The sequence below is a fragment of the Metabacillus sp. KH_069 genome, from assembly GCF_057838075.1.
In genome coordinates, this window is sequence record NZ_CM174460.1 from 3,146,605 (window position 1) to 3,171,985 (window position 25,381).

Below are 25,381 nucleotides of genomic sequence, written 5' to 3' on the forward strand. Positions count from 1 at the left end.
TAGCTGTAGCTCTTCCTTTAGTGTATCGATAGTAGGAAAAGCCCGTCAATTCATTTTACTGAAATACTGTCTTTTAATTTTTCGAACGATTTTTCTCCAATCCCTGAAACGTTCATGAGATCCTCTATCGTTTTGAACCCGCCCGCTTCTTCCCGGTATGAAAGAATTGCTTCCGCCTTCGCAGGGCCAATCCCTGTAAGCGTCTGAAGATCCTCTGCTGTTGCTTTATTAAGATTGACTTTCTGTTCTCCAGCAACGGCTCCTGCTGCTGCAGGCTGCTGAACTAGATCTTCTGCTGTCTCACCCTGTTTTGGAATATAGACAACCATTCCATCCTCAAGGAGCGCTGCAAGATTGATTTGAACAGCATCTGCGGCATTCGTTAATCCTCCTGCTTTTTCTATCACATGATGAAACCTTTCTCCTGGCTTCATTTCATATACACCCGGCTTTTGAACTTCACCTTTCACATCAACAATGACTGTCTGGTCTGCTTCCCTCTCTCCTGAATCAGGTTCTTCTTTTAAAACCTGCTCTCCGGTTAATAAAGCAGCTTCATCTTCGTTCATTTGAGGGTTTTGTTCTGCCGGTATTGAATTTTGCTGCGTTTGATGCAGAAAGAAAGCTGCGGCAATTCCAATCACACCAACTAAATATTTATATTTTTTTAGAAATTCCATGCATTGCTCCTTCATGTGATTCATATTTTTTCATCTTTTTTCATAAAGTGTAGGAGAAAGTATGTTTAAGGAGGGGATGAAACATTGAACGCAGGCTTTATTGGAACAGGGAATATGGGGAAAATATTAATTGAAGCGTTTATTGAATCGAATGCACTTAAGCCCTCAGCCATTCATATTACAAATCGAACATTTGAGAAAGCGGCAAATCTAAAAAAAGAGTATCCAAGAATAAACTTATATTTAACACCTGAAGAAATCGCTCGGCAATCTGAGCTTATTTTTATATGTGTGAAGCCGCTTGACATTCACCCCCTTTTAGTAAAATTATCACCCTATTTACGAAAAGATCAGTGCATCATCTCTATAACAAGTCCAATTAATGTTGAGCAGCTTCAGTCTATAGTTAATTGCCAGGTCGCCCGTGCCATTCCAAGCATAACAAACCGGGCACTATCAGGTGTTTCGCTGCTTACTTATGGAAACTGCAGTCCATCTATGCGGAAGTCAATTGAGGAATTATTTCAGGCCATTTCAAATCCTTTTACAATCGACGATCACATAACAAGAGTTTCATCCGATATCGTAAGCTGCGGCCCGGCATTTTTCAGCTATCTTCTTCAAAGATTTATTGATGCCGCAGTCAGAGAGACAGAAATCACAAAACATCAGGCTGTTCAATTGACGAGTGAAATGGTCATTGGGCTTGGAAAGCTGCTGGAGAGCGAACTGTATACACTTCCAACATTGCAGGAGAAGGTGTGCGTAAAAGGCGGCGTAACTGGCGAAGGCATAAGTGTTATGGAAGCAGAAATCGGCGAGGTGTTTGAGCACTTATTTCAGAGAACTCACAGGAAATACAATGAGGACCTAAGAGAGGTAAAAGAACAATTCGAAAGATATGAGTGATATAGTAGGATTTCTCCATCCATTTCTATTTTCCTTCCGGCCTATAAAAAAACCATCGAAAAATATATTCGATGGTTTTTATTTCTTTGCAGCGACAAAAAAGATTCTCTCTGAATGAGATTCAGGAGGCTGATTTTTAAAATCTGCCGTTATCTCGAGTAAAGAAAAACCTGCTTGTTTAAGCATCTCTTCATATTGATTCACAGAGTAAGTTCTTTGGGTATGGTATTCATCAAATCTTTCATACATTGAACCCCGCTTTACAAAAAAGGACAAATCGTGTTCAATGCTGTCCGGTGCATCTCCAATAAAGCTGTTCCAGATATAACTTACTTCATCGTTATTATCAGCAAATGTAGCTTCATTGAATATTTCATGTATTTTATATAAGGAATGCACATCAAAAACAAGGATCCCGTTCGGTGCAAGCTGGTCAAATGCAGCATTTAATGCCGCATGAACATCTTCTTCTGTGTCCAGATAATTAAGCGAATCACAGCAGATAAAAATGCCGTCAAACAATTGGCCAAGCTCACTCGGCAATCTCATATCATGCTGAAAATACGGAATGCTCAACCCCTCGGCTGCCGTTTTCTGAAAGGCAATCGACAGCATTTCTTCGCTGATGTCCATCCCTGTAACTTGATATCCCTTTTGTTTCAGCCTGATGGAAATTTCTCCAGTTCCGCAGCCTAAATCAAGGACATTGGTCCCGCCATTTCCATACTTGGCCATCCTTTCATGAAGGAACTCTGTCCAGAGGGTATAAGGAGCCTCTTTCATCAGTTCATCATATATTTCGGCAAACCCTTTATAAATCATTGTGAAAGGACTTTCTCCAGATTTTCAGATGGAGCATCTCCCCAAAGTTTTTCAAGCTTGTAATAGTTTCGCTCATCTTTATGGAAGACGTGTGCAACAACATCACCCATGTCAATCAGCACCCAGCGTGCCTCATCAAATCCTTCCAGGCGCTTAACCTCAATGCCGTTCAGTCCAGCCTGCTCTTTCATCTCTCTTGCAATTGCCTGCACTTGTTTATCTGAATTTCCGTGACAAATTAAGAAGTAATCCGCGATTAATGAGATTCCTTCCATTTTCAGAGCTACGATATCTTCTCCTCTTTTGTCATCTGCTGCTTTTGCTACAATTGCCAACGTTTCTTTACCAGTCAATATAATGTTCCTCCTTTTTCTTCAAAAACCAAAAAATTATATGATTGCAGAGTCTCTGGATAGATTGCCTGATTTTTTTTCAGCAAAAATAAAATCGTATTTTTCATCGACACAATCAGTGCTTTATTTAAATCATTCTTTGCAAGCTCTCTTACTTCATCTGCACCCGGAAAGATTCTTCCAGGTTCAATATAATCTGCAACATAAATAACTTTATCAAGCAAAGTCATATTTTCTCTTCCAGATGTATGGTACCGGATTGCATCCAAAACCTCTGCATCATTTATGCCTGCTTCTTTTTCAACAAGATAAGCACCTACTGGAGCATGCCATAATTCCGGACTGTGAATTAACAATTCCTTATTCATATTCTGCTCGATAATGATTTGTTTCATCTCATCTTTGCTGCGGAACTTTGCATAATCGTGAAAAATGGCCGCTGTCTCAGCTTTTTTCACATCTGCTCCATATTGTTTTGCAAGTGTAATTGCCGTTTCCATTACCCCGATTGTATGCTCATATCTGTGATCTGTTAAATGTTCCTTCACTAAAGCTAATGCTTTTTCACGTTCCATATAAGTGATTCTCCTCAATATAGCTTCTCACTTCATCCGGCAGTAAATAATCTGTTGAATGGCCAAGTCTTATCCGCTCTCTAAGCATAGTAGAAGAAACTTCAAAAATTGGCGCATCGACTTCAATGACTGGATATTCTGTATCTGATTCAAAGCCTGCACGTTTAACGCCTACAAATTGAACTAGTTCAATCAGCTGATCAATTTTATGCCATTTGGGCAGAAATTCAATCATGTCTGCTCCAATAATAAAGTAAAACAAGCAGTCTGGAAATTGGTTTTTCAGCAAAATAATTGTATCGTAGGTGAACGAAGGGCCATTTCTCTCAAATTCAATGCTCTGAACCTTAAATCCTGGCCGCTTTTCTGTACACAGCTGAAGCATATGGAGCCTGTGTATGCTGTCCGTTGTATCATCGCTGTCCTTATGGGGCGGATTTTGGTTTGGCATAAACCAAATTTCATGAAGATGAAGAGAATGCAATACTTCACTTGCCATTAATAAATGTCCTAAATGAGGGGGATCAAATGTGCCCCCAAATATTCCGATTTTCCTCATCTTCTTCACCTCCCCATTTATCTAGGCAGTTTAAGCTGTTTATTTTCTTTTGATTCTTTATATAAAACGATCGTGTTGCCGATTACTTGTACAAGCTCAGCTTTTGCTCCTTTTGACAGAGCTGCTGCTACTGAATCGCGATCCTCTTCACAGTTCTGAAGAATACTGACCTTGATCAATTCTCTGACTTCAAGTACATCAGCAATCTGCTGGATCATATTGTCATTTACCCCGCCTTTGCCCACTTGGAAAATCGGGTTTAAATGATGTGCTTCTGCACGTAAAAAACGTTTCTGTTTACCAGTTAACATGTAAATCCTCCTAATTGTCCGTAAACTAATTTGCTCATTCTTGCTGTATCCGGCTTTTCACCGGTCCATATTTCAAAGGAAAGAGCTGCCTGATGGACAAACATTCCTACTCCATTCAATGTTTGTGCTCCGGCCGCTTCTGCTTCCTTTAATAGTGCTGTCTTCACGGGATTGTAGACGATGTCACTCACAATCGAGCCTTTTTTTAGATTTGTCAGCTCAAATGGCTTCTGTTCAGTATTCGGGTGCATCCCGATCGCAGTTGTCTGAATGATGACATCATAATCTGAAAGTCTCTGTTCTGACTCGCTCAGTGAGAGAACCCTTCCGGCAGTTGCTGCAGGACATGCCTTCATAAGCTGTTCAGCTTTGGCAAGTGTCCTATTGGCAAGATCGATTCTTTCGCAGCCTTCTGCGGCAAGAGTGAAATAAATCGCTCTTGCTGCCCCGCCGGCGCCAATAATTAAATACCTCTGCTCGTGCAGAGGTTTGTTCAAAAGATGTTTTAAAGACTGCAGATAACCCTGCCCATCTGTATTATACCCAATTAGACAGCCGTCTTTATTAAGGACCGTATTAACCGCTCCCAGCAGTTCAGCACTTTTATCAAGCTTGTCTAAATATGGGATAATAGAAACCTTATGCGGAATGGTCACATTAAAGCCGGCTATTCCTAACGCCTTCATTCCTGCTATTGCAGCCTGCAAATCATCTTTTTCAACATGAAATGCATGATAGGATGCTTTTACCTCTTTTTCCAAAAATGCATCATTGTGTATAAGCGGTGACATGGAATGCCCGACAGGACAGCCAATCAGTCCATATACTCTATTCATGAAAGTCTCTCCCAATCAGATTAATGATGGTCTCAATGTAACATTTACACCTTTTGGGGCATATGCCGTTACTTTCTTATTCCCTTCGTTTACCGTCACCCATCCAAGTCCTGAGAAAACAATATCTGTTTTATCTTCTTTGATTGTAAATTCATGCGCAGTAAGTTCAGGGAAATCTTCCAATTGCTCCATGCGCGGAGGCGTAAGCATATCACCTGCGTGTCTTTTGTAAAGTTCATCTGCGTTTTCCTGTTTTGTCCGGTGGATATTCAGTTCGGAAGGAACGTAGCAAGTCAGAGAAGTTCTTCCGCCGCTTAAATAATCCAGGCGCGCAAGACCGCCGAAGAATAAGGTCTGCATTTCATTTAATTGAAAAACCTTTGGCTTGACTTCCTTCTTTGGAGACAAGAGCTTGAGGTCGTTTTTATCTACGAAATGGGCCATTTGATGATGATTAATGATTCCAGGTGTATCATACAATGATGATCCGTCATCAAGTGGAATCTCAATTAGATCGAGAGTCGTACCAGGGAAGTGGGAAGTCGTAATAACGTCTTTTTCTCCCGATACCTCTTTAATAATCCGGTTAATAAAAGTAGACTTTCCAACATTCGTGCAGCCCACTACATAAACATCCTGACCATTGCGGTATTGCTCAATCGCATCCGTTACTTCAGGAATGCCCTGACCTCTTGCAGAACTGATCAGAAACACATCAACAGGATTCAATCCAAATTCCTTGGCTTCGCGCTTCATCCAGTTGATTAATTTTTGTTTTTTAACTGATTTTGGCAGGATATCCGCTTTATTTCCAACAAGCAAAATCGGATTTCCTCCAACAAAACGCTGAAGACCATTCAGCCAGCTTCCGTTGAAATCAAAAATATCAACGATTTTTACAACAAGAGCATTTGTATCGCCAATCCCATGAAGGATCTTCAAGAAATCTTCATCAGTTAAGGACACATCTTGTATTTCATTGTAGTTTTTTAAGCGGAAGCATCTTTGGCAAATAATCACTTCTTTTTGAAGTGCACTCTCAGGCGCATAACCAAGCTCGTCCGGATTTTCCGTTTGAATCTTTACGCCGCAGCCAATGCAGACAAATTGTTCTTCTATCACTAGATTAATCCTCCCATTGAATTAAGCCTTTTCTTTTAAGAGCAGCTAAAATTCTGCGTTCAATTTTACGGTTCAGTCTTGTTACAAGACCGTCTGTAGAAGCAACAGGCACAACTAAAATGGTATGAAAACCATTGCGGTTTCCTCCGAGTACGTCTGTTAAAAGCTGGTCACCAATGACAACTACGTCCTTTTTTTCAAGGTTCATATTCTTTACAGCCCGTCTGAATGCTTTTCCCATAGGCTTTCTTGCTTTATATATAAATGGAATGTTAAGCGGATCTGAAAATGATTTCACCCGTTTTTCTACATTATTAGAAACAATGGTCACAGCGATACCGTGATCCTTCACATCTTTAAACCATTCAATCAGCTTTGGTGTAGCGCTTGGACGGTCCCACTCTACAAGGGTATTATCCAGGTCAGTAATAATCCCCTTTACTCCCCTCTCTTTGAGAGCCATAGGAGAAATTTCAAAGATATTTTTTACATATTCACCGGGCAGGAATAGATTTAACATATATAAACACCTCATCGAACATTTTTTGGCCAAATTACATCATATCTGATTTTGCACGTTCTTTCAAAAGAAACTTGACAGCTGCAGAAAGCAACTGCAAGTATTCAATATATTTTTCGACAAAATTTGTAAAAAATCAACACCTGTGGATAAGCTTATACACATTATACACTCATATAAATTCCTCTGATTTAGAAATTATAAACAAGATATTAACAGCTTATCCACCATCTTCTGTGGATAAGAGAACGATTGTTCTATTTTTTAATTCGTGTTAGATTTAATTTACTAGCAGAAAATAACATATTAGTATATGCATGGTGTTAATATATAGAACCTTTACCTTATCCATAATTGGAGGTGCAAGCCGGAAATTTCGGCGAAAAGAGATGCGAAAACTATCTGATGAACTATTGATTGAATCGTATTTTAAAGCAACAGAGATGAATTTAAGCGAAGATTTTATTGAATTGATTGAAAATGAAATTAAACGCCGATCTCTGACTCACGTTTTAAAAGCATCCAGCTAGCTTTTAAAGCGTGATGTCCTCTCTTTTCATTTTTTCACAGCCAATACCTCTCCTGCTTTCACTTCCTTCTGCAGAGCGACTGAATCTGCAAAATCAGTCTTATCTTTCTCAAACAGCAGAACAACTGTAGAGCCAAAAGAAAAATAAGCCAGTTCTTCCCCTTTTCGAACCTTTTCATTAGCATGAGTTAATTGAATGGTATTTATAAACATCGCACCAACTTTTACAACTGCAATATGATTATGATCTTCTTCTTTAATTTCTGTTATCGTCCGGAAATTCTTTGACAGCGGTGATTTTCCGTACATTAAGCCCCAGCTGTTAACAGGATAGGATGTGTTCCCTAGCTCATATTGTCTGACAACCGTTCCGGAAGCCGGGCTGTGGATGCGGTGGTAATGACTTGGACTTAAATACAGAACGATAAACGAACCATTTATATATTTCTCTGCTAAAGCAGAATCTCCAAGCATATCATTAATGGAATAAGGCTGATTTTTGACAATAATGGCATCACGAGAAGAAATAGTGCCAAATTGTTCTATAACGGCATCAACTGGACTTATGATATGATTTGGGTTACCATCAAACGCTCTGGCATCTTTTTTTAATTCGCGAATAAAAAAATCATGCAGAGACGGATAGGCATCGATCTGCTTTTCTGTTTCATTGACGTTGACTTGATAAATCTTCGCATAGGACGGAATAATAAAACGGCTTCGTGAAGATTTAGCAAATTTCATGATATACTTTGAAACAGGAAGAGAATTTGTAAGTTCAATTAGATTTTGGTACAGTTTTTTTCTCAATTTAGTCCTCCAAAAAAAATTACTTTACTACATTGATTTTCATGCATAGAATGAAAGTAGGCCTATTTGGTCATTTATGCAATTATAAGGAAGTGCAATTATGTTTTTTATAAGTTATGTAGATGCAACAGTAAAAAAAATAAAAGCAAATACAGCTAACATGCTGACACTCGTTAATCTCGGCCTGGGCGGTTTTGCAATTCTATATACAATAAATGATGTCTTAAAACTAAGTCTATTGCTTATTTTTCTCGCAGCCCTTGCTGACAGGTTCGATGGAATGGTTGCCAGGAAGTTTAATATTGAATCAGAGCTCGGAAAACAATTGGATTCAATGAGTGATATTATATCATTTGGAGTAGCCCCTGCACTACTTCTTTATAAAGGAATTCTTTTTGAGTTAGGTGCTCCGGGCGCATTTTTCACGGTTTTATATATTGGATGCGGCGCTTTCAGACTGGCAAGGTTTAATATCTCCGACAACTGCGGTTTCTTTAACGGTCTTCCGATTACTGCAGCTGGCTGTATACTGACTTTAAGCTATCTTTGGAAAGATTTTATGCCTGCATATAATTACATTTTTTTGCTGATGATTTTATCATTCTGTATGATCGCTTCATTCAAAATAAGAAAAATGTAGAAAACACCTCAATGAATGAGGTGTTTTTTTATGGCTTTTATGGCTATTTGCAGTAATTATTGTAGTAATAGCCTCCTCCAAGAACAAGGAGAAGAATAAGCAGAACTACAATAAAAGCATACCAGTAGCCAAAGCCGGCGTATGGTGCATAAGGGTATGGGTACGGATATGGAGCAGGCGGTCCATAAAACGGTGCACACGATCGCATTTGAGAGACCTCCTTTATCTGACTGTACTAATAAAATATGTGTCACTCGCCTGCTTTGTATAGGCAGGTGCCGGCCATCCAAGTGGTTAATATGCTTAATTACCTTTTTTTGAAAAAAATGTGCCTAATTTGTGAAAAAAGGGTTTACAATATCATCTTTCGTGGATATAATTACCATTGTAATCAAATTTATGAAAAGGGAGGTCGAATCAAATGTTGATCAATCAATTAAAAATGAATCAATTAAATATGTCTCTATTCGGCCGAACTGGTGTACAATCTTAATTTAGTATTGTCCATACCGCCACAGGTTGAGTAGTATCTGCCTGTGGCGTTTTTATGCTCATTTCCATATGAACGTTTCACGCCACAGGTATGCCCTGTGGCGTTTTTATATGGAAATCATTTAAAGGAGGTGATAGTATGACCATCCACTTATTGTTTGTTACTTTAACCATCAAAAGAAAGCAAAAATCAATCGACCAAGTGCTGCATGAAGAACAAGTTTACCAATCTTATGAAGCCATGATGAACAAATGCTTTCAAATGTACAACGGCAACTAATCTATTTTTTCACCACAACCAAAATTAGAAAGGAGAGAGTTAAAATGATGATTCAAATGGTTTTAAGAATGCACCTCAATGTGGAGAAGGATACTGCATAGGCGAACCATCCATACGGCTGCAGCATCTTTCATTTTCAAAAGAAAAAAGCGAAGAAACCTCACGGGGTTCTTCGCTTTTTTATCCTTTGCTCTTTTGCTGGTTTTTCTTTTCTTTTTCTGCCCGGTAAAATTCATGAAACATCTTCATTAAGGCCCTTTTTTCAATCCTTGAAACATAGCTCCTTGAGATTCCAAGCTCCTTCGCAATCTCACGCTGTGTTTTCTCCTTTTGAAGATCAAGCCCGAACCTTCCGACAATCACTTCTTTCTCACGTTCATCAAGAATATCAATGAATTCCTTCACTTTCTCAAGCTCCATATTCAGCTGAATGGTATCAATGACATCTTCCGATTCAGACTTTAAGACGTCAATCAGGCTTATCTCGTTTCCTTCTTTATCCTGCCCGATAGGATCATGCAGGGAAACATCTTTCTTTGTTTTCTTCAGTGCCCTGAGGTGCATGAGAATCTCATTTTCAATACACCTGGCTGCATAAGTCGCAAGTTTTGTGCCTTTTCCTTCTGAGTAGCTTTCAATTGCTTTTATCAGGCCAATGGTTCCGATTGAAATAAGATCCTCTGAGTCCTCGCCGGTGTTTTCAAACTTCTTGACAATATGTGCTACAAGCCGCAAATTATGCTCAATCAGCATATTGCGGGCATGTTCATCCCCTGTTGCCATAAGCCTGAGATACTTCTTTTCATCATTTGCTGACAAAGGCTGCGGGAAGGCATTGTTTTTGACATATGACACTAGGAAGACTAATTCCTTCAATAAGTACCCTAAAGCTGCTAAAACCCCTGACATTGACCCACCTCCACGTACAGAATGTAGGCTTTAGCCTATAAAACATTTGTATGTATCGGGGTGCATGTTTGTGTCTGTACTAAGAAAGATTGTACGGAATAATCCTCGATTTTATTTATGAATAAAACGCATACATTGTGACACTTTTGAAAACCCTATTGATTCTTCCATATTTTTGATCAATAATGGATTTTAGTGATTTGGAGGTGCTTTGTTGAAAAAGTATTTATCTCTTGCCGCTTTTCTGTTGATTTTGATTTTAGTGAGCTGCGGAAATCGTTCAGAAAGATATACAATTGTGGCATTTGGCGACAGCAATACGCGGGGCGCCAATTGGACCATACGCAATTATCAGGATACAGACAAATGGGTGAATTTGATAAAATCTACATTGCCTGTTAATGACGGGCAGGCTTTTATCCATAATGCCGGAGTTGGCGGTGAAACCACTGAGGATGCAAGGAAACGCTTTAAGCGCGATGTCCTGAAAATGGATCCTGATCTGGTCTTCATTATGTTTGGAACAAATGATGCAGTCATTTTGCCGAATGGGAAACCTAAAGTAGACCGTGCGCGTTTTAAAGAAAACCTTCTCTACTATGTGCGTGAAGTAAGAAATGCTGGAGGCACACCTGTCCTAATGACCTGTTTGCCTATTGTAGAAGGAAATGGAAACGATAAACTCTATTACACCCGCTATCCTAAGAAGCTTTATGCCCATACAGACGGAGCCAGAAACTGGCATAACTCATACAATGATATTACCCGTGAAGTCGCATTTAAAAATGATGTCACACTAATAGACAACTGGACAAATATGGTGAAGTTTGCCGGAGGGGATTCAGATGAAGCCTTATTAAAATCAGGAATCATCGATCCATCAGGCAATCATATGACACCGCAGGGAGCAGAACTTATTTATTTATCTATCCTTGAAAGCAAAGTACTTGGTCCAAAGTAAAAGAACCCATCCTTAAGCTGGAATGGGTTCTTCTTTTTATATAAAATGATAAACACTCTATTTTAAGCGTCTTCCTGCTCATCTAATCGTTTCTTATATGTGATGGAGCGTTTCATGCAGTAAAAGGATGCTGCCAAGAAGACTGCAGTCGTTCCCATCATCACATATTCTTTTATAGGGCTGGGCTCTAGGCCCTGTGCCGGAATCAGCATGCCGATATATAAAAAGACACTGACTGCAAGCAGCACGAATGCGTATCTCTTGTAATCTGTCATTAGGTGTTTAATATCTTTTTTATTCATCTTAGTATCACCTGCCATGAATGTGTCTCTAATAAAACGATAACATATACCAGAGGTGATTTATGCATGTAAATTCCGGCAAAAGAGGAATTAGTTTAAAGCATTTTTTAAGTCTTCAATCAAATCCTCTGAATCTTCAATACCTACAGATATTCTTACTAAACCATCTGTTATGCCAAGCTCCATCCGGCGCTCTGAAGGAATCGAAGCATGCGTCATTTTTGCAGGAACAGAAATTAAACTCTCAACAGCACCTAAGCTTTCAGCTAGAGTGAAATACTTCACTTTTGACAGGACTTCTTCTGCTTTCTCTTCGCTTCCTACATCAAATGATACCATTCCGCCGAAGCCTGCTGCCTGTTTTTTGGCAATATCATGGTTTGGATGATCAGCAAGCCCTGGATAAAATACCTTCTCAACGGCTGGATGCTGAACAAGGAAATCAACAATCGCAGCAGTATTTTTTTCATGTGCCTCCATGCGCAGTGCAAGGGTCTTAATTCCGCGAATGAGAAGCCATGAATCTTGAGGCCCAAGTACTCCTCCAGTGGAGTTTTGGACAAAGTGAAGCTGTTCAGCCAGCTCCTCAGAATTAACAACTACAAGCCCGCCTACAACATCACTGTGGCCGCCGATGTATTTTGTTGCACTATGAAGAACTATATCTGCTCCCATTAAAAGAGGAGTCTGCCAATACGGAGTGCTGAATGTATTGTCTACAATCGTTAGCAGCCCGTGTTTTTTAGCTAGAGAAGCAGCAGCTTCTACGTCCGTAATTTTAAGCAGCGGATTTGTCGGAGTTTCAATGAAGAGCGCTCTTGTATTTTCTTTAACCGCTGATTCAATGTTTGATAGATCACTTGTATCAACAAAAGTAGAATCAATGCCAAGACGGTTTAACACTTTTGTCATTACACGGTATGTTCCCCCGTAAACATCATCTGTTAAAATAACATGGTCTCCGCTGTTAAAAAGCATCATAACTCCTGTTATGGCTGCCATGCCTGAACCAAATGCAAAGCCCGCATGTCCTTCTTCAAGGTCCTTAATCAGCTCTTCTAAAGCATGCCTTGTTGGATTGCCTGTTCTTGAGTACTCAAATCCTTTATGGTTGCCGACTCCATCTTGTTTGTATGTGCTGACTTGATAGATTGGCGTCGATACGGCTCCTGTATGAGGATCACCGACAATACCGCCGTGAATCATCTTTGTTTTGCGTTTCATTCTAAATTCCTCCCTCATATATTTTTTTACTTAAATAACGTTCACTGCTGTCAGCGAAAATGGTCACGATATTCGTTCCCGGTTCAGCATTTTCCGCTTCTGACAGTGCTGCATGAAGCGCTGCTCCCGCTGAGCTCCCGACCAGCAGACCTTCTTTTAAAGCAAGGTCTTTCACACGGTCAAATGCGTCTTTATCTAAAACAGTATGAATACTATTAAAATATGACTCGTCCATATAACCCGGCAGGAATTCCATGCCTATGCCTTCTGTTTTATGCGGCCCTGATTCACCGCCATTTAAGATGGAGCCTTCTGGCTCAACTATGACTGTCTTGATCTTTGCATTCTTTTCTTTTAAATATTGAGCAGTGCCCATAAACGTGCCGCCAGTCCCCGCTCCGGCCACAAAAACATCGATGCGTCCATCCAGCTGCTCCCAAAGCTCCGGTCCGAGCGTTTTGTAATAGGTAAGAGGGTTTGCAGGATTTGCAAATTGCTGCGGGCAATAAGAATCAGGAATCACTTTCAGCAGTTCCTGTGCTTTTTTAATAGCGCCTTTTATCCCTTCACTCGTGGGTGTATTGACTACCTTTGCACCCAGAGCTCTCATAATATCCTGCTTTTCCATGCTGAATTTCTCAGGAACGCACACGACAACATTGACATTGCGGCTTATCGCAGCCAAAGCAAGACCGATTCCGGTATTGCCTGCTGTTGGCTCAATAATGGTTCCGCCCTCTTTTACTTTGCCGGTTTTAATCGCTTCGTCTATTAATTCAACTCCAAGACGGTCTTTTATGCTGCCGCCCGGGTTAAAAAATTCAAGTTTTGCAAAAAGGCGCACTCCTGCAGGCAGGTCAAATTGTGTAATCTCCATCAGCGGTGTATGCCCAATAAGTTCTTCAATGCCTTTTACAACTTTCATGTTGTTCACTCCCAAGAATTTAAAAAAGGGATCAAAGATGTGATCCCTGTCTATTAGCTTTTTAACGCACTCACAATACTTAAAACAAGCTGCGCGGAGTTCTTCGCTGCAGTATCTAGATACTGCTCAAAAGATACATCCGATTCTTTGCCCGCAATATCAGACAACGATCTGATAATGACAAAAGGGACACCAAATTGATGCGATACCTGAGCAATAGCGGCTGCTTCCATTTCTACTGCATAAAGGCTGTCAAATTTTGTACGGATGTATGCCACTCGTTCCGGGTCATTCATAAATGAGTCACCAGTCGCAATCAATCCTTTTACCACTTGAATGCCTGTTTGCCCTTCTGCTTGTTCTACTGCGATTTCAACCAGCTTTGGATCCGGCAAAAAGGCTGGCGGCATTCCCGGCACCTGCCCGTATTCGTAATTGAATGCTGTAACATCAACATCATGGTGTCTCACTTCAGATGAAATGACAACATCCCCGACGTTCAATGATTGATGGAAACCGCCTGCTGATCCTGTATTAATGACATAATCAGGCTTAAATCGGTCAAGCAGAATCGTTGTGCTCACTGCTGCGTTTACTTTTCCGATTCCCGATTTTAATAAAATGACTTCAATTCCTTTATATGTTCCTGTTGTAAATTCACTGCCTGCAATTGTTTCAGAAGAAGGATTTTCAAGCTGTTCTCTTAGTATTGAAACTTCCTCTTCCATTGCTCCGATAATTGCTGCTTTCATTATTTAGTCAAATCCTTTCCAAAAGGCGAATTATTGTTTCACTGCTTCCATTAACCAGACAAATTCATTCATTTGTGTGAAGGTAACCTCAAAAGAGTTGCTTTCAAAAATACGGCGCATGACAGAATGTGTTGTGTAATATTCTGTTTCAAGGTCATTTGCCAGGTTTAAGAAATGCTGCTTTTTTGATTTTTCGATCATGGCCTGATACGCCTTCTGATCGGTAAAAACAGTGTCAGCAAACACTATTTTACCACCTTTTTTAAGCAGACTGCCATAGATTCTGACAGCTTTCTCCTTTTCATCATCTGTCAGATGATGAAAAGCATACGTGCTTACTATTGATTCAATTTGTTCTTCAGGGACTGGAAATGTCAGGAAATCTCCGTCGCTGATTTGAACCGCGCTGCCGAGCTTTTCTGCAGCTTTTTCACGCATTGTTTTCGAAGGTTCAATCCCGTATACTTTTTTCCCTTTATTTAAAAGCTCATTCGTTAAATTCCCGGTGCCGACACCAAATTCAAGAACCGTTTTCCCAGACATCTGAGTGACAGCCTTAAGAATGTGATCATAGCCTGCAAAAACTTCTTTGTATTCTTCATCATGTCCACCGACAGTTGAATCATACGAATGTGCCCAATCCTCAAATAACTCTACAAATTCTCTCCCCATTTATGCCACTCTCCATTAGATGCTTTAAAATTAATAATTCCTATCTGTATACTATGAATTAAAAAATGAACTGTTCTTAATTTACCATAAATCATTTTAATTAGGCAATGAAAAGACTTTCCATTGGTCATTTCAGCAGACTCAGCGACAAAGTTTGCAAAAAGAGCACGAAGCCCTCCTAATAAACGTAAATGAGTCTAAAACAAACGCTCTTTACGTAAACATTGATGCTTTTAGACTAGATGTTTAAATCGATTAGTGGATTGCAGCGGAAGGAACTTGACTCCTGCGGGAAAATAGAGCGAAATGGAAGACCCCGCAGGCTCGCCGAGGAGGCTTCCACGCTCCCCGTGGAAAGCAAGTTCCTGCAGCGGAAAGAAGCGGACAACATTTATAATAAAATCAACAATCTATGCGAAAACAGCCAAAACAAAAAATAACACTCGTTGTAAAAACCTCCTTTTGGTAAAATAACAGTGCATGAGAATGGAGGACTGCCTAATAATGTTTAAATTGGATTTTATTAAAGATAAAGTAGAATTTTTTGAAGCAGAGAAAATCAAAGATTTGGAAAGAAAGATTAATGAGCAAATTGAGGTAAATAAAGCCATATTACTGGAGCTTTATTCTGTATCGCATCAAATGCATGTGACAGAGGAAGGCAGAAGGTTTTATAGTGCTGCTGTACATTTTAAGGCTAAGTAGATTTTACATAATAAAAAAAGATGAGACCCTGACAAAATGGGTCTCATCTTTTTGCATTACCTTGTTTCTGTTTGCTTTAATTTTTCCACCTTAACAGGCTTCCAGCCCTCATTTTCAACCCAGGTAATTTCTACTTTGTAGTTCTGTGTTTTATCCTTTGATGAAATGGTTCCTTTAGCATCGTTGGGACTTCCATTGTTGCCTATAAACCAGATTGTCATATCTGATTCGCTTAAGCCGGTTGCATAGCTCATCGCCTGAATCATTTCAGCCCAGTCCTGTGAACTCTTGTCATACTGAGCAGCATGGGGCTCAGATTGAGAAGTGCCTACTGGCTTCCAGCCGGGATTTTCTATAATCTGGTCGACATTGGAATTTGGATCTCCTTCTGTGACCACTTCTTCCCCGGCTTCTGATTCTTCAGGCTCTTCTTTTGCATTTTCATCTTCTTTGGCAGCATCCGCTTCTTCGCTGCTTTCTTGATCAGACTCAGCGTCTTCTTTTGATGTTTGTTCTTTATCTTTTTCTTCTTTATTTTTTTCGTTTTCGATTTGATTTGATCCCGTTTCTTCTTTCGTGTCTTTTGAAGCCTGTTCCCTGTCATTTCCGCCAAGCATCAGCTGTGATCCAATAACGAGAATGAGGATGACAACGATGCCAATTAAAATGTTCAGGACAACATTTGCTTTTCGGCGCTTATCACGATTTTCAAAACGTGATCCTTTACTTAGTTTGCTCAAGTGCATTACACTCCTTTATCCCTCTAACATTCTGTTTCATTCTATCATTAGAATGAATTTCTATCTAGTAGAAGCATTTTCTAGCCGGGCTAATTCATTTGCCATGTCATAAAAAATACTATTCGCAGAAGATTGTGCACTCTGTGTATCAAGCTCTACCACAACCATGGCATATTTAGGCTGATGAGAAGGAAAAAAGCCTGCAAACCATTTATGTACTGTACCTTTTCCTGTTTCTGCAGTCCCTGATTTACCTGATACCTCAAAAGGCAAATTTTGAAACCTTCTGCCGGTTCCTTCCTGATCCGTTACGACTAAACGAAGCAGGTGCTGAAGCTTTGCCGCTGTATAAGGTGATATATTGCCGCTTTCCGGTTTTGAATCAGTAAACTTAAACATGGTAGTTCCATTTTTATATAATATACTATCTGCAATTTTCACTTGTTTTTTTTCGCCGCCCCGGGCGATTGCCGCCATCATATTTGCCACTGAAAGCGGTGTGACCCGTACATTTTTTTGACCAATAGCTGTTTGAGCAATTGCCCGTTCAGCAGATTTATCCGTCTTATCTCCCCATATGTGCGGAGTTTTCTCTTCAGGAAATTGCTCAAAATCTTCATAATGATACACAGGTCCGCTCCAGCCGGCTTTTTCGGTTAATCCCAATTTTTCTGCGTATTCCTCAATTGTATCAGGATCCTTATCCATTAACTCGCCTGCTATTGTTGTAAATGTATAGTTGCAGCTTTCCGCAAAGCTTCTTTCTAAATTCAAGATGCCTTTATCGTGCTCTTTATCAGGTTTACCGTACATATCCAGACTGCAATTATATTTTCTGTTCTTCTCTATTCCGTTTTCGATCCCTGCTGCAGCAATGACTGTTTTAAACACGGAACCGGGTGCAATTGGAGTCAGCATCAGATTCGCATAGGTTTCATGCTCTGAACGGTTCATTTCAGGTTTACTGACCATCGCAAGTACTTCGCTTGTATCCACATCCAGTAGCACTAGACCTCCTTTTTTCACCTTATACCGGTTCATCACATCGTTCGCCAAATCCTGCATAGTGCTGTCAATGGTTGTCTTAACGCTTACGGGATAAAAAGGATTGGCATCAGCAATGTATTTAACATTAATGCCAAACAGCGGATTACCGTCTCCATCAACGTGGTAAAGAAGTTTCGTTTCAGCGTCGGGAAGAAGAAATTCATCAAATGCCTTTTCGAGACCCGTAATCCCGATCTGAGTCTTCGAGGATAAATTTTTCTTTTCGGGATATTTTTCTCTTAGCACTTCAGCATTTTCACCGGTTATTCCGATGAAATGATCAGCTGCCTGACCTTTCTTTTTTGTTTGCTGATAAATGGCAAACACTCCTGGAATCTCCAAGTCATTGATTTTATTTATAGCAGAATCAGACAGCTCGAATCCTTCATTGGATCCAAGGAGCAGCGGTTTATCCGCTTCTTCTAATAATCGCTCCAATTTGAAAGGCGGAACATTGACAATCTCTGATAGTTTGCTGAGTGGCCAGTCAATCTTCTTCAGAAAAGGAAATAATACAAGCTTAGCCTCCTGATCGTGTCCAAGAGGAGTTCCATTTCTGTCTACAAAGCGTCCCCGTCCATCATCAATCATGACTTCCTGTGTCCGCTGGCTGACGCTTTCCTCAATCAAATTGATGTTCCTGTCTGTAAATGATTCCGTGTGAATCATCTGGATATCTGCAAGTCTCAAAATTAACGCAAGCATCGATAAAAAAATGCCTATTGCAATTATTTTCATTCTTTTTTTTGTTTTCATAGAAAAACACCTCGTCTGTGACTAGTGTCGACGAGGTGTTTTTTTATTAAACCTATATTATTTAACGTTTGTAATTTTTACATGCATTTCTCCGCCGGGAGTCTGCACATTCACTTCATCTCCAACTTGACGGCCCATCAGGCTTTTTGCGATTGGAGAATCATTTGAAATTTTGCCTTCGAAAGGATCTGCTTCAGCGCTTCCTACGATTGTATATGTTTCTTCATCGCCATTTGGAAGTTCAACAAATGAGATTGTTTTGCCCAGTGTTACAACATTTGTATCGGCATCTTCTACGATGATCTTCGCATTGCGGATCATGTTCTCAAGCGTAGTCACTCGGCCTTCAACAAAAGCCTGCTCTTCTTTAGCTGAATCATACTCAGAGTTCTCTGAAAGATCCCCGAAGCTGCGGGCAATCTTGATTCTTTCGACTACTTCTTTGCGCTTAACGGATTTTAAATATTCCAATTCCTGTTCAAGCTTTTCTTTACCTTCAGTTGTCATAGGAAATACTTTTTCTTGTGCCATGATCTCACTCCTTCTAGTATAACTGTCCCCTAAAAAAATATGGTATGTAAAATGCACTGTGATAATGGGGAGGGCTGAAAGCTTCAGCCCTCACACTGCAATATGCATATGCTGAACTTTTCAGGTGATCTTGTGAGGAAATAGCCTTGAATGTAGCTTAAAAGCAAGCCTGCGGCTTGCTTTCCTCATAGAGCATAGAATGCTCAAGTTTACTTTAAATGAGAATTTTTACTCAGTCAATGATGAACCCTGAGAAACTTTAACAGCCTATACATAATATGGTCACAGTACTCTTTATCTATGCTATGTTATTACAAAATTGCATTTAGTTCAAGAATTGTTTGAATTTTTGTAACCATAAGGTCAATCGCGACATGATTTTGACCGCCTTCTGGAATGATGATATCCGCATAACGCTTAGTAGGCTCAATGAATTGATTGTGCATCGGCCTTACTACCGAAACGTACTGCTCAATCACAGAATCAATGGTTCTTCCGCGTTCTTTGATATCCCGCAGCATCCTTCTGATAATGCGGATGTCGGCATCTGTATCAACATACAGTTTCATATCCATCAAGTTGCGGAGTCTCTCGTCTTCTAAAACTAAGATGCCTTCAAGAATGATCACATCTTTAGGTTCTACTAAAAGAACATCTTCCGAACGGGTATGAAGCTTGTAATCATAAACCGGCTTTTCAATCGCTTCATAATTCAGAAGCTGTTTAATGTGCTCAATTAAAAGCGTGTTATCAAAAGCAAGCGGATGATCATAATTCGTATTCAGTCTCTCTTCGTATGGAAGATGACTTTGATCCTTATAATAAAAATCCTGCTCAAGCATCAGGATGGAATGACCTCTGAAATGTTCGTAAATTGATTTTGTAACACTAGTTTTACCTGAGCCGGAGCCTCCTGCAACTCCGATTACAATGGGCTTTTTCCCCATAATTACTTCCCCTTTCGCATCATGTTATTTGGGAAGACTTTTCGGTCTGCTTTAAACTTCACAATTTGCAGAGGATGACGGGCAGCATCGAGTTCATTGCCGTCTTCGTCCCATAACTTATCAATCGTTTGTGTAAAGTTCGCAATTTCAGGTCCGAAGAATTCAACTTCATCCCCCGGTTTAAAGTAGTTGCGCTGCTGAAGGGTAACCATACCTGTTTCCTCATTGTAATCAAGGACAAGTCCAACAAAGTCAAATGTCGTTTTCTTTCCATGAACTCCGAACATTTGCTCCTCAGTGCCAGGAACTCCTTCAAAAAATGCAGGCGCAGTGTCACGGTTTGCACATTTATCAAGCTCATCAAGCCATTCTTTTTGAATCACGAAGTTCTCAGGATCCGCACAGTATGCATCAATTACTTTGCGATAAACGCTGACAACTGTTGCTACGTAGTGAATGGATTTCATGCGGCCTTCAATTTTCAGGCTGTCAATTCCAAGCTCGATCATTTTTGGAATGGATTGAATTAAGTTTAAATCTTTCGGACTCATTGCAAATGCTGCGTCATCCGCGCCAAACAGTGCTTCTTCACCGTTATCAGCAAGTTTATAGAGATCATAATCCCAGCGGCATGACTGACAGCAGCCTCCACGGTTTGAATCCCTTGCAGTCATATGATTGCTCAGTACACAGCGGCCGGAATATGCTATGCACATTGCCCCATGGATAAACGTTTCAATTTCGATATCCACTTTTTCTTTCATTTCTTTAATTTCTTCAGCGCTCGTTTCGCGGGCAAGCACCACGCGCTCAAGACCTTCCTCTTTCCAGAACTGGACAGCTTTCCAGTTTGAGAGAGATTGCTGTGTGCTCAGATGCACCTCAAGCTTTGGCGCTACTTTGCGGCATGTCTCAATAATCATCGGATCAGCTACAATGATGCCGGCTACTCCTGCATCCTGCAGACCCATTAAATATTCTTCAAGACCGTCCATGTTTTCATTATGTGCAAAGATATTTGTCGTTACATAAATTCTTGCACCGTACTTGTTTGCAAATTGCACACCTTCGGCCATTTCTTCTTGTGAAAAGTTGTCTGCATTTGATCGCAGGCCAAACTCTTTTCCGCCGATAAAAACAGCGTCAGCACCATAATGCACGGCAATTTTAAGCTTTTCTAAATTACCGGCCGGAGCCAGCAGCTCAGGTTTTTTCGTAATCACACGTTTGCCGTCTATGATTTGTGAGATGTTATCTTTAACAGTCAACATACTATTTCCTCCTTCATTTTATTTTTTAGTACACTGTTTCCTTAAAGAAAAATCCTGTATCTAAAGGCCTGTTCTCAGGCTGAATTTCTTCTATGTCCGCAAGGAGCTGATCTTTTACATCTTCATACTGTTCACGGTCTTCTGCGCATAAATCAATGGCTTGGCGGTATTTCTTTGTAACCTCAATTAAATACTCAGATGTCTGCAGGACACCATCAATTTTAAATGAGTCAATTCCGGCATCCATCATATCTGATAGTTCATCAATAATGCACATATCGTTAGGACTCATAATGTGGGTGCCATTTGCATCCTCATAAATCGGGTACTTATTGCTGCGCTCTTTGTCATGGAGGAACATCGTTTTTTCATCCTGGATGCTCTCAATTTTCATAGCTTTACCCTGGTATTCATAGTAGTTGCCTATCAGGGAGCGTTTTGACTGGAACATGCAAGTCATCCCATGAACCTGTACTTCAATTTCTACTTCTGCATTTTCTTTTGTTTCAATAATTGATTCCATGCTTAATTCACGTGCCAAAACAGCGCGTTTCGCGCCTTTTCTGCCCCAGTAATTGCATGTATACCAGTTGGTTGCTGTCGTTTCTGTGTTCCAATGAAGCTTCATTTCAGGAGCTGCTTCTCTAGCAGCCATTAAAACAGCCGGATCTCCAAAGACGACCGCATCTACTTTTATCTCACTTAAGAAGCGAAGATAGTCATACAATTCTTCGATTTTCTCATTATGAAAAATGGCATTCATTGCAGCATATACTTTTACGTTTTTTGAATGAGCGAGAACTGTCGCTTCTTTCATTTGATCGCGGTTAAATTCACCTGCAAGACGAAGCCCATACCGCTGTTCTCCGATAACGACCGCAGTGGCTCCTGCTTCCGCCAGGGGAAGAATATCTTCCACTTTTGTAGGTGTAACAATTAATTCTGGTTTATTCATCTTTTTCACCTCGTTTTATACTTACAGCCATTCCATCACCAACAGGGAAAATTGCTGTGTGATAGGCTTTATTCGACATCAGCCATTCATTGTATGTCCGTATTTTTCTAAGAAGCGCGCGCCGTCTGCGATGAAAGGACATATCCTCTTCTTCAGATGCAACTAAACCTTTGAAAAGGACGTTGTCTGTAATAATGCAGCCGTTCTTTGAAAGCATTGGTTCGTACATTTCGAAGAATCGCATATACTGACCCTTAGCTGCATCAATAAAAATCACGTCATAAGGACCTTTTTCTTCTATTTGTTCCTTAAGCTCCAATGCGTCACCATGAAGAACCGTAATTCGGTCAGCCAATGCATTCGCTTCAATATTTATGGCTGCTTGTTTATATCGCTCTGCATTTCTCTCAGCCGTTACAATTTCTGTTTCGGGGAGAGCTTTGCACATACGAATCGCTGAATAGCCGATTGCAGTGCCGATTTCTAATATCTTTTTTGGCTGTTTGAGCACAAGCAGACTAATCAGAACTTCTATCCCTGTCTTTTCCATAATGGGAACGGCGTGATCAAGCGCATATTGCTCCATCTGTGTGACTGTTTCGTCTTGATCAGGAAGAAGGCTTTCTATATATGATAAAATCGTGTCGTTTTCCATTGTTTTCTCCTTCAAACGGTGCTTTGATCACCGTTAAAGTGTATCTTAAATCATGAAAATAAGAGTTCTTTCAGAGAACTCTTGTCATTATTTGTCATTTTGTTTATCTTTCTCTACACAACTCGATATATTTTACCACAACAGAAAAGGGAATGCGAATATTTTCACGTTCCCTTCTGTTCTTTATTTATTGGTAATATGCTCTGCTTTAGCTTTGTTGTGCTCTTCAAGTGTTTTGGTGAAAATGACTTCCCCTTTTTTAGTGGCCAGAAAATAGAGAAAATCTGTTTTTTCAGGCTCCAGTGCCGCTTTCATGGATTGATCTCCAGGATTCGCAATCGGCCCTGGAGGCAGCCCCTTTACCTTATACGTATTATATGGTGATTCCACCTTAAGATCTTTGTAATAAACTCTGTCCTTATGCTCCCCAAGTGCATACAGCACAGTAGGATCAGTCTGAAGAGGCATTTGCTTTTCTATCCGGTTGTAGAATACACTTGATATTTTATTCCGGTCAACTGATTTTGTGGCTTCTTCTTCAATCAAAGATGCCATAGTAATAAATTGATGGACGGATATTTTCTTTTCTTCAATCTGCGGAAGGTAAGGAATGACAACAGTATGTGTCTTTTTAATCATCTCTTCTAAAATAAAATCAAGAGAAGGCTTTTTCTCATAAAAAGGATAAGTTGCAGGATAAAAATAGCCTTCAAGAGGATATTTAATATTCTTGCCATAGATATCCTTTGTTAAGGTTTCCGGATATTTCTTCTGCATAGCAGCTATGAACTCTTTATTATTCATCCTGTCTAAGACTTCTTTTTCGGTAAACCCTGAATGCTTGGCAATTGATTTAGCAATGTCCCTTATTTGAATTCCTTCCGGAACTGGAATTTGAAAGACGACATCTGTAATCACTTTTCCGGATTTAAGACTGGCCACAATGTCTTCGATTTCCATCGAAGGTGTTAATTTGTAGTCTCCCGCCTGAAATCCTGACTCATTTTTAAATTTCACATAGTATTTGAATACTCTTTGATCCTTAATGATCTTTTTTTCTTCTAAAATGGCCGCAATTGTGGAAACGGATGATCCTATTGGAATGTTTACATTAATTGCATTTTTGTCCTTTTCATCTACAGGCTGCAGTGCAGACTTTATATATAAATAGCCGCCACCGATTAATCCTGTCATCAAAATGACTAAAACAACAAAAATCACCAGGACGATTTTTCGGATGACTTTAGCTTCCTGCTGTTTTTCAAGGAGTTTATTTTGGATTGAATGTTTGTTCGAATCAGCTTCTGACATTATCGGATGTATCCCCCTTTCATCAAAATGATTATACTACATAATCACTGTTTTTTCGCCAAATTCTAGCATATTTTTAAGGAAAGGCCGCTTTAAGAATGAAAATTTATCATTATCGTTCCATGTCTGACAATCCTACCATAGAACTATTATTTCCTCTGAAGATATTTTTCTTTTTTACAGCAAAAAAAAAACCGTCCTAAGACGGTTTCTTCTTACTTTTCTTCCTCTTCTTCATTATCAAGGAATGTATTCAGCATCTCTTCTACAGATCCCACTCTTCTTCTGTTTCAATCGGTGCAAGTTCTCCGTCTACACCGTCAGCTGTCGGCTCAAAGCTTGATGCATGAATTTCAATTTCTTCTTCATCATCCTGTTCGCCAAGCGGGTAATAAAGCACATATGATTTTCCGAATTCTTCTGAAGCAAATGTGAAAAGAATTTCACAAAGCTGTTCATTTCCATTTTCGTCTACTACTGTAATTTGTTTTTCTCCGTGTTCCATTGCAGTCACCTCATCTATAGTTTGCTGTCAGTTTTAATTCAGGCTATCTAAGTATCCCTGCAAAATCATCACTGCAGCCATTTTATCAATTACTTTTTTTCTTTTCTTTCTGCTGACATCTGCTGAAATCAGTACTCTTTCAGCTGCCATAGTTGACAATCTCTCATCCCAGAGTATAACAGGGACTCCAAATTTTTTCTCAAGCTTCAAAGCAAACGTCTGGCTTGCTTCACCTCTTGGTCCAACCGTTCCATTCATATTCTTTGGGAATCCGAGAACGATTTTTTCTGCTTGATGTGCGTCCACAATTTGTGAGAGACGCTCGAGCCCAAAGTTGCCGCCCTCTTCATCAATTTTAATCGTCTCAAGCCCTTGTGCTGTCCAGCCAAATTCATCGCTGACAGCAACTCCAAGAGTTTTGGAGCCAAAATCCAAACCAATAATTCGCATATTAATCCTCTCTATGATGGTGTAAGTACGATTTAACCAATTCCTCAATGAGTTCATCCCGTTCAAGCTTGCGGATTAAATTTCTTGCATCGCGATGACGGGGGATATATGCAGGATCTCCAGAGAGCAGGTATCCAACGATTTGGTTAATCGGATTATAGCCTTTTTCTTTCAAAGCATCGTATACAGTGAACAGGACTTCATTCACATTCGTTTCAACTGCTTCCTCAGAAAAGTTAAACTTCATCGTTTTATCAAAGGAACTCATCACTCGCACCTCTTTCCCAGATTCACCTGTGGAATCTGCTTGTCCATTCATACTACC

33 protein-coding genes and 1 pseudogene are annotated in these 25,381 nt (G+C 40.0%); 6 read left to right on the forward strand and 28 right to left on the reverse strand.

Features of this window, described 5'->3' with window-relative positions; all coding sequences use genetic code 11:
* Positions 1-50 precede the first annotated feature (50 nt).
* Entirely contained in the window at positions 51-680 is a 630-nt protein-coding gene (locus tag AC3ISE_RS15900; RefSeq protein ID WP_489221724.1) for a helix-hairpin-helix domain-containing protein, read from the reverse strand.
* Between the two features lie 84 nt (positions 681-764).
* Here AC3ISE_RS15900 and comER point away from each other — a divergent pair, with 84 nt between their 5' ends.
* Positions 765-1,589 carry a late competence protein ComER gene (gene comER, locus AC3ISE_RS15905; RefSeq protein WP_489221725.1) on the forward strand — a complete coding sequence of 275 codons (825 nt, stop codon included), beginning with the start codon at positions 765-767 and terminating at the stop codon, positions 1,587-1,589.
* 78 nt (positions 1,590-1,667) lie between these two features.
* Here comER and AC3ISE_RS15910 read toward each other — a convergent pair whose 3' ends face one another.
* The 8 genes from AC3ISE_RS15910 to AC3ISE_RS15945 are packed head-to-tail and all read right to left on the reverse strand — an operon-like array spanning position 1,668 to position 6,702.
* Positions 1,668-2,411, reverse strand: a complete 744-nt coding sequence (locus AC3ISE_RS15910; RefSeq protein WP_489221726.1) for a class I SAM-dependent DNA methyltransferase — start codon at positions 2,409-2,411, stop codon at positions 1,668-1,670.
* Positions 2,408-2,764 (reverse strand): ribosome silencing factor, encoded by a 357-nt coding sequence (gene rsfS / locus AC3ISE_RS15915; protein ID WP_489221727.1) that lies wholly within the window; start codon positions 2,762-2,764, stop codon positions 2,408-2,410. The genes AC3ISE_RS15910 and rsfS overlap by 4 nt, the downstream gene beginning before the upstream one ends.
* Positions 2,761-3,339, reverse strand: a complete 579-nt coding sequence (yqeK, locus tag AC3ISE_RS15920; protein ID WP_489221728.1) for a bis(5'-nucleosyl)-tetraphosphatase (symmetrical) YqeK — start codon at positions 3,337-3,339, stop codon at positions 2,761-2,763. The genes rsfS and yqeK overlap by 4 nt, the downstream gene beginning before the upstream one ends.
* On the reverse strand, positions 3,329-3,898 hold the full coding sequence (locus AC3ISE_RS15925) for a nicotinate-nucleotide adenylyltransferase (RefSeq protein ID WP_489221729.1): 570 nt from the start codon (positions 3,896-3,898) through the stop codon (positions 3,329-3,331). The genes yqeK and AC3ISE_RS15925 overlap by 11 nt, the downstream gene beginning before the upstream one ends.
* A gap of 17 nt (positions 3,899-3,915) precedes the next feature.
* Positions 3,916-4,209, reverse strand: coding sequence for a ribosome assembly RNA-binding protein YhbY (gene yhbY, locus AC3ISE_RS15930; protein ID WP_133310040.1), 294 nt, complete (start codon positions 4,207-4,209; stop codon positions 3,916-3,918).
* Positions 4,203-5,045: a shikimate dehydrogenase gene (gene aroE / locus AC3ISE_RS15935; protein WP_489221730.1), complete on the reverse strand. Its 843-nt coding sequence runs from the start codon at positions 5,043-5,045 to the stop codon at positions 4,203-4,205. The genes yhbY and aroE overlap by 7 nt, the downstream gene beginning before the upstream one ends.
* 15 nt (positions 5,046-5,060) lie before the next feature.
* Positions 5,061-6,164, reverse strand: a complete 1,104-nt coding sequence (gene yqeH, locus AC3ISE_RS15940; RefSeq protein ID WP_489224358.1) for a ribosome biogenesis GTPase YqeH — start codon at positions 6,162-6,164, stop codon at positions 5,061-5,063.
* Positions 6,165-6,171: 7 nt separating this feature from the next.
* Positions 6,172-6,702, reverse strand: coding sequence for a YqeG family HAD IIIA-type phosphatase (locus tag AC3ISE_RS15945; RefSeq protein WP_489224359.1), 531 nt, complete (start codon positions 6,700-6,702; stop codon positions 6,172-6,174).
* 374 nt (positions 6,703-7,076) lie between these two features.
* On the opposite strand from AC3ISE_RS15945, the gene AC3ISE_RS15950 reads away from it, so the two are divergent.
* On the forward strand, positions 7,077-7,217 hold the full coding sequence (locus AC3ISE_RS15950; RefSeq protein ID WP_133310037.1) for a sporulation histidine kinase inhibitor Sda: 141 nt from the start codon (positions 7,077-7,079) through the stop codon (positions 7,215-7,217).
* A gap of 26 nt (positions 7,218-7,243) precedes the next feature.
* Here AC3ISE_RS15950 and AC3ISE_RS15955 read toward each other — a convergent pair whose 3' ends face one another.
* Entirely contained in the window at positions 7,244-8,026 is a 783-nt protein-coding gene (locus AC3ISE_RS15955) for a phosphatidylserine decarboxylase (protein ID WP_489221731.1), read from the reverse strand.
* 100 nt (positions 8,027-8,126) lie between these two features.
* Here AC3ISE_RS15955 and pssA point away from each other — a divergent pair, with 100 nt between their 5' ends.
* Positions 8,127-8,666: a CDP-diacylglycerol--serine O-phosphatidyltransferase gene (gene pssA, locus AC3ISE_RS15960; RefSeq protein ID WP_489221732.1), complete on the forward strand. Its 540-nt coding sequence runs from the start codon at positions 8,127-8,129 to the stop codon at positions 8,664-8,666.
* Between the two features lie 43 nt (positions 8,667-8,709).
* Here pssA and AC3ISE_RS15965 read toward each other — a convergent pair whose 3' ends face one another.
* On the reverse strand, positions 8,710-8,874 hold the full coding sequence (locus AC3ISE_RS15965; RefSeq protein WP_170292836.1) for a hypothetical protein: 165 nt from the start codon (positions 8,872-8,874) through the stop codon (positions 8,710-8,712).
* 423 nt (positions 8,875-9,297) lie between these two features.
* On the opposite strand from AC3ISE_RS15965, the gene AC3ISE_RS15970 reads away from it, so the two are divergent.
* Complete coding sequence (locus AC3ISE_RS15970; protein WP_133310034.1) at positions 9,298-9,438, forward strand: YrzI family small protein; 141 nt, start codon at positions 9,298-9,300, stop codon at positions 9,436-9,438.
* Between the two features lie 180 nt (positions 9,439-9,618).
* Here the strand turns inward: AC3ISE_RS15970 and sigK are convergent, their stop codons facing one another.
* Complete coding sequence (gene sigK, locus AC3ISE_RS15975; protein WP_070874405.1) at positions 9,619-10,347, reverse strand: RNA polymerase sporulation sigma factor SigK; 729 nt, start codon at positions 10,345-10,347, stop codon at positions 9,619-9,621.
* Between the two features lie 214 nt (positions 10,348-10,561).
* Here sigK and AC3ISE_RS15980 point away from each other — a divergent pair, with 214 nt between their 5' ends.
* On the forward strand, positions 10,562-11,308 hold the full coding sequence (locus tag AC3ISE_RS15980; protein WP_489221733.1) for an SGNH/GDSL hydrolase family protein: 747 nt from the start codon (positions 10,562-10,564) through the stop codon (positions 11,306-11,308).
* 62 nt (positions 11,309-11,370) lie between these two features.
* On the opposite strand, the gene AC3ISE_RS15985 is transcribed toward AC3ISE_RS15980, so the two are convergent.
* The 5 genes from AC3ISE_RS15985 to AC3ISE_RS16005 all read right to left on the reverse strand — a co-directional run bounded on the left by AC3ISE_RS15985 (position 11,371) and on the right by AC3ISE_RS16005 (position 15,183).
* Complete coding sequence (locus AC3ISE_RS15985; RefSeq protein ID WP_489221734.1) at positions 11,371-11,610, reverse strand: YrhC family protein; 240 nt, start codon at positions 11,608-11,610, stop codon at positions 11,371-11,373.
* A 90-nt stretch (positions 11,611-11,700) separates the two neighbouring features.
* Positions 11,701-12,834 carry a bifunctional cystathionine gamma-lyase/homocysteine desulfhydrase gene (locus tag AC3ISE_RS15990; protein WP_489221735.1) on the reverse strand — a complete coding sequence of 378 codons (1,134 nt, stop codon included), beginning with the start codon at positions 12,832-12,834 and terminating at the stop codon, positions 11,701-11,703.
* A gap of 1 nt (position 12,835) precedes the next feature.
* Positions 12,836-13,759 (reverse strand): PLP-dependent cysteine synthase family protein, encoded by a 924-nt coding sequence (locus AC3ISE_RS15995; protein ID WP_489221736.1) that lies wholly within the window; start codon positions 13,757-13,759, stop codon positions 12,836-12,838.
* Between the two features lie 53 nt (positions 13,760-13,812).
* The gene (gene mtnN, locus AC3ISE_RS16000; RefSeq protein ID WP_489221737.1) at positions 13,813-14,511 is read right to left on the reverse strand and encodes a 5'-methylthioadenosine/S-adenosylhomocysteine nucleosidase; all 699 of its coding nucleotides are present in this window, start codon (positions 14,509-14,511) and stop codon (positions 13,813-13,815) included.
* Between the two features lie 30 nt (positions 14,512-14,541).
* Positions 14,542-15,183: a class I SAM-dependent methyltransferase gene (locus AC3ISE_RS16005; protein ID WP_489221738.1), complete on the reverse strand. Its 642-nt coding sequence runs from the start codon at positions 15,181-15,183 to the stop codon at positions 14,542-14,544.
* 504 nt (positions 15,184-15,687) lie between these two features.
* On the opposite strand from AC3ISE_RS16005, the gene AC3ISE_RS16010 reads away from it, so the two are divergent.
* Entirely contained in the window at positions 15,688-15,888 is a 201-nt protein-coding gene (locus tag AC3ISE_RS16010) for a DUF2536 family protein (protein WP_489221739.1), read from the forward strand.
* Between the two features lie 56 nt (positions 15,889-15,944).
* On the opposite strand, the gene AC3ISE_RS16015 is transcribed toward AC3ISE_RS16010, so the two are convergent.
* From AC3ISE_RS16015 to AC3ISE_RS16065, 11 genes and pseudogenes are all read right to left on the reverse strand, one after another.
* Positions 15,945-16,634: a YrrS family protein gene (locus AC3ISE_RS16015; protein ID WP_489221740.1), complete on the reverse strand. Its 690-nt coding sequence runs from the start codon at positions 16,632-16,634 to the stop codon at positions 15,945-15,947.
* 54 nt (positions 16,635-16,688) lie between these two features.
* On the reverse strand, positions 16,689-18,431 hold the full coding sequence (locus AC3ISE_RS16020) for a peptidoglycan D,D-transpeptidase FtsI family protein (RefSeq protein ID WP_489221741.1): 1,743 nt from the start codon (positions 18,429-18,431) through the stop codon (positions 16,689-16,691).
* Positions 18,432-18,488: 57 nt separating this feature from the next.
* A complete protein-coding gene (gene greA, locus AC3ISE_RS16025; RefSeq protein ID WP_070879795.1) occupies positions 18,489-18,962 on the reverse strand; it encodes a transcription elongation factor GreA in 474 nt (157 codons plus the stop codon).
* A gap of 311 nt (positions 18,963-19,273) precedes the next feature.
* Complete coding sequence (udk, locus tag AC3ISE_RS16030) at positions 19,274-19,909, reverse strand: uridine kinase (protein ID WP_070879794.1); 636 nt, start codon at positions 19,907-19,909, stop codon at positions 19,274-19,276.
* Between the two features lie 2 nt (positions 19,910-19,911).
* Entirely contained in the window at positions 19,912-21,180 is a 1,269-nt protein-coding gene (locus AC3ISE_RS16035; RefSeq protein WP_489221742.1) for a peptidase U32 family protein, read from the reverse strand.
* A 25-nt stretch (positions 21,181-21,205) separates the two neighbouring features.
* A complete protein-coding gene (locus AC3ISE_RS16040) occupies positions 21,206-22,135 on the reverse strand; it encodes a peptidase U32 family protein (protein ID WP_489221743.1) in 930 nt (309 codons plus the stop codon).
* The gene (locus AC3ISE_RS16045; protein WP_489221744.1) at positions 22,128-22,790 is read right to left on the reverse strand and encodes an O-methyltransferase; all 663 of its coding nucleotides are present in this window, start codon (positions 22,788-22,790) and stop codon (positions 22,128-22,130) included. Before AC3ISE_RS16045 ends, AC3ISE_RS16040 begins: the two co-directional genes overlap by 8 nt.
* Before the next feature lie 183 nt (positions 22,791-22,973).
* Positions 22,974-24,101 carry an endolytic transglycosylase MltG gene (gene mltG / locus AC3ISE_RS16050; RefSeq protein WP_489221745.1) on the reverse strand — a complete coding sequence of 376 codons (1,128 nt, stop codon included), beginning with the start codon at positions 24,099-24,101 and terminating at the stop codon, positions 22,974-22,976.
* 215 nt (positions 24,102-24,316) lie between these two features.
* Positions 24,317-24,606, reverse strand: a pseudogene (locus AC3ISE_RS16055) (DUF1292 domain-containing protein).
* A 33-nt stretch (positions 24,607-24,639) separates the two neighbouring features.
* Positions 24,640-25,056: a Holliday junction resolvase RuvX gene (gene ruvX, locus AC3ISE_RS16060; protein WP_489221746.1), complete on the reverse strand. Its 417-nt coding sequence runs from the start codon at positions 25,054-25,056 to the stop codon at positions 24,640-24,642.
* Between the two features lies 1 nt (position 25,057).
* Positions 25,058-25,324: an IreB family regulatory phosphoprotein gene (locus tag AC3ISE_RS16065; protein ID WP_029279472.1), complete on the reverse strand. Its 267-nt coding sequence runs from the start codon at positions 25,322-25,324 to the stop codon at positions 25,058-25,060.
* Positions 25,325-25,381 lie beyond the last annotated feature (57 nt).